Below are 3,476 nucleotides of genomic sequence, written 5' to 3'. Positions count from 1 at the left end.
GTGTACATATCCGTTGCTGCGGTAACGGCCACCTATGGTTCCGCTCTTACAGCGGGTCACTTTTGGCAAACCCCTGTAGGAGCGAGCTTGCTCGCGAAAAACCTGAGGGCGCCGCGTTCATTCAGGATGCCAACGTCATCGTTAACGACCTTCGCGAGCAAGCCCGCTCCCACATTTGGACCGTGCCCGCTTTTGATCTCAGGCGCCCCGTTAAACCACGCTGGCCGCTGTAAGAGCGGAACCCATATCAGCCGTTACCCAAAAAACGGATATGTACTCCGAGCCAAAAGCCGGACCCATTTCAACACCTCTTATGGTCATTTATGGAAAAGTCAAAGTATCGAAAAGCAGGATTGGCCCTGGTGTTGACCGTCGCAGCGGGCCTGATTATCTACACCGTGCAGGCCCCGGCAGACGCGCCGCAATACCTGACCGCCACCGCCGAACGCAGTGACATCGAAAACGCCGTCCTGGCCACCGGCTTGCTCGAAGGCGTCAAGCAGGTCGACGTCGGTGCCCAGGTCTCCGGCCAGCTCAAATCCTTGAAGGTAAAGGTCGGCGACAAGGTCAAGAAGGGCCAATGGCTCGCCGAAATCGACCCGTTGATCCTGCAAAACACCCTGCGCAAAGCCGAGGTCGACGAAGAAAACCTTCAGGCCCAACGCCGCGCCACCGCGGCTCAACTCAAGGAAACCAAATCCGTCTACGAGCGCTACCGGGGCCTGCAAGAGGACGAATCCGTGTCCCGCCAGGACTTCGAAACCGCCGAGTCCAACTACGAGGTACAGCGCGCCAATCTGATGTCCCTCGACGCCCAGATCAAAAGCGCCCACATCCAGATCGACACCGCCAAGATCAACCTGGCCTACACCCGCATCGTTGCGCCGATCGATGGCGATGTGGTGGGCATCGTGACTCAGGAAGGCCAAACCGTGATCGCCAGCCAACTGGCGCCGGTCCTGCTTAAGCTGGCAGACCTGGACACCATGACCGTCAAGGCCCAGGTCTCCGAGGCCGACGTGATCCACACCAGCCCCGGCCAACAGGTGTATTTCACCATCCTCGGCGAGGCCGACAAACGCTACTACGCCAAACTGCGCGGCACTGAACCGGCCCCGCAAAACTTCCTCGAAACCCAGACCGCCGGCACCCCAAAACAAAACACCGCGGTGTTCTATAACGCGCTGTTCGACGTACCCAACCCCGACCACCGCCTGCGCATCGCCATGACCGCCCAGGTGCGGATCGTGCTCGACACTGCCAAGGCCGCACTGACCGTGCCGGTGGCCGCACTCGGCCCGCGCAATGCCGACGGCAGCTTCCCGGTGCGGGTGCTGGACGCCAAGGGCAAGGCCAACACGCGACAGGTGAAGACCGGTATCAACAACAACGTCAAGGTGCAGATCCTTGATGGCCTGGCCGAAGGCGACAAGGTGGTGATCGGTGATCCATCGCCCGCCGTGGCGGGGGGCTGATTGATGACTCAGCCACTGCTGGAGCTTAAAGGCATCGTCCGCAGTTTCATGGCCGGTGACCGCGAGTTCATTGCCCTCAAGGGCATCGACCTGACCATCAATGCCGGAGAAATGGTCGCGATCACCGGGGCCTCGGGCTCGGGTAAATCGACCCTGATGAACATCCTCGGCGGCCTCGACTACGCCACCGCCGGCAGCTACAAGATCAATGGCATCGAAACCCGCACCCTGGGGGATGAGCAACTGGCCGAACTGCGCCGCGACTACTTCGGTTTTATCTTTCAGCGTTACCACCTGCTTGCGCATCTGAGCGCGTTGCATAACGTGGAAATGCCGGCGATTTATGCCGGTACGCCGGAAACCGCCAGGCATAGCCGCGCCGGAGAGTTGTTGGCTCGCCTGGGTTTGTCGGGGCACTTGACCCATCGTCCGAGCCAGCTTTCCGGCGGCCAGCAACAGCGGGTGAGTATCGCCCGGGCCTTGATGAACGGCGGCGAAGTGATCCTCGCCGATGAACCCACCGGGGCCCTCGACACCCACAGCGGCAAGGAAGTGATGCGCATCCTGGCCGAGCTGCACGCCGCCGGGCACACCGTGATCATCGTCACCCACGACCCGAAAGTCGCGGCGAATGCCCAGCGGATCATTGAGGTGCGCGATGGCGAGATCGTCAGTGACCGCGCCAATGAGAGCGTCGGCCTCGACCTGCCCACCGAAGCGCCCATCGAGCCCAAGCGCAGCGGTGCGCGCAAGTTGGTGGCCAGCCTCGGGCTGTTCAAGGAGGCCTTCAACATGGCCTGGGTTGCGCTGATTTCCCATCGCATGCGCACCTTGCTGACCATGCTCGGCATCGTCATCGGCATTACCTCGGTGGTGTCGATCTCGGCCATCGGTGAAGGCGCGAAGCGCTATGTGCTCAAGGACATCCAGGCCATTGGCAGCAACACCATCGACATCTTCCCCGGCAAGAGTTTCGGCGACAGCCGCGCCTCGGCCATCGAGACATTGTTGCCGTCGGATGTGGAGGCGCTGAACCAGCTGTATTACGTCGACAGCGCAACACCGGTGGTGGGGCGCAACCTGTTATTGCGTTACGGCAACATCGACCTGGATGCCCAGGTCAATGGCGTCAGCGACCGCTACTTCCAGGTCAAGGGCCTGAAGCTCGAAGCCGGGATTACCTTCAGCGAAAGCGACGCCCGGCGTCAGGCCCAAGTGGTGGTGATCGACCACAATACGCGCCATCGGTTGTTCGGGCCCCGGGTGGATCCGTTGGGCCAGGTGATCCTGGTGGGCAGCCTGCCGTGCACGGTGATCGGGGTGACGGCGGACAACAAAAACATGTTTGCCGCCAGCAAGGCGTTGAACGTGTGGGTGCCGTATGAGACGGCGGCCGGGCGGCTGTTGGGCCAGCGCCATCTGGACAGCATCACCGTGCGTATCAAGGACGGCCAGCCGAGCAAAGTGGTGGAAGAGAACGTCACCAAGCTGATGTTGCAGCGCCACGGCACCAAGGATTTCTTCACCAACAACCTAGACAGCATCATGCAGACGGTGCAGAAAACCAGCCGCTCCCTGGCGTTGCTGCTGTCGTTGATCGCGGTGATTTCGTTGCTGGTGGGGGGCATCGGGGTGATGAATATCATGCTGGTGTCGGTGACCGAGCGCACCCGTGAGATCGGGATTCGCATGGCGGTGGGCGCGCGGCAATCGGATATTCGCCAGCAGTTCCTGGTGGAAGCGGTGATGGTCTGCCTGATTGGTGGGATGATCGGCATTTCGCTGTCATTCGCCATCGGCTATCTGTTTTCGTTGTTTGTGAAAGAGTGGGAAATGGTGTTTTCCCTGGGGTCGGTGGTGACGGCGTTTGCGTGTTCAACGTTGATCGGGATTGTGTTCGGGTTTGTGCCGGCGAGGAATGCGGCGCGGCTGGATCCGATTGAAGCCCTGGCCCGAGATTAAGCCGGGTAGAGATCAAAATGTGGGAGCGGGCTTGCTCGC

Annotated in this window: 2 protein-coding genes; both read left to right on the top strand. The window is 61.0% G+C overall.

From position 1 onward, the window contains the following. Positions 1 to 323: 323 nt before the first annotated feature. On the top strand, positions 324 to 1,475 hold the full coding sequence (gene macA, locus HBJ59_RS10560) for a macrolide transporter subunit MacA (protein ID WP_167663512.1): 1,152 nt from the start codon (positions 324 to 326) through the stop codon (positions 1,473 to 1,475). A 3-nt stretch (positions 1,476 to 1,478) separates the two neighbouring features. Continuing rightward, a complete protein-coding gene (locus tag HBJ59_RS10555) occupies positions 1,479 to 3,437 on the top strand; it encodes a MacB family efflux pump subunit (RefSeq protein ID WP_167663511.1) in 1,959 nt (652 codons plus the stop codon). Positions 3,438 to 3,476 lie beyond the last annotated feature (39 nt).

Source organism: Pseudomonas sp. AN3A02 (genome assembly GCF_011765255.1).
Classification (GTDB): domain Bacteria; phylum Pseudomonadota; class Gammaproteobacteria; order Pseudomonadales; family Pseudomonadaceae; genus Aquipseudomonas.
This window is presented reverse-complemented; position numbering and strand designations above follow the sequence as displayed.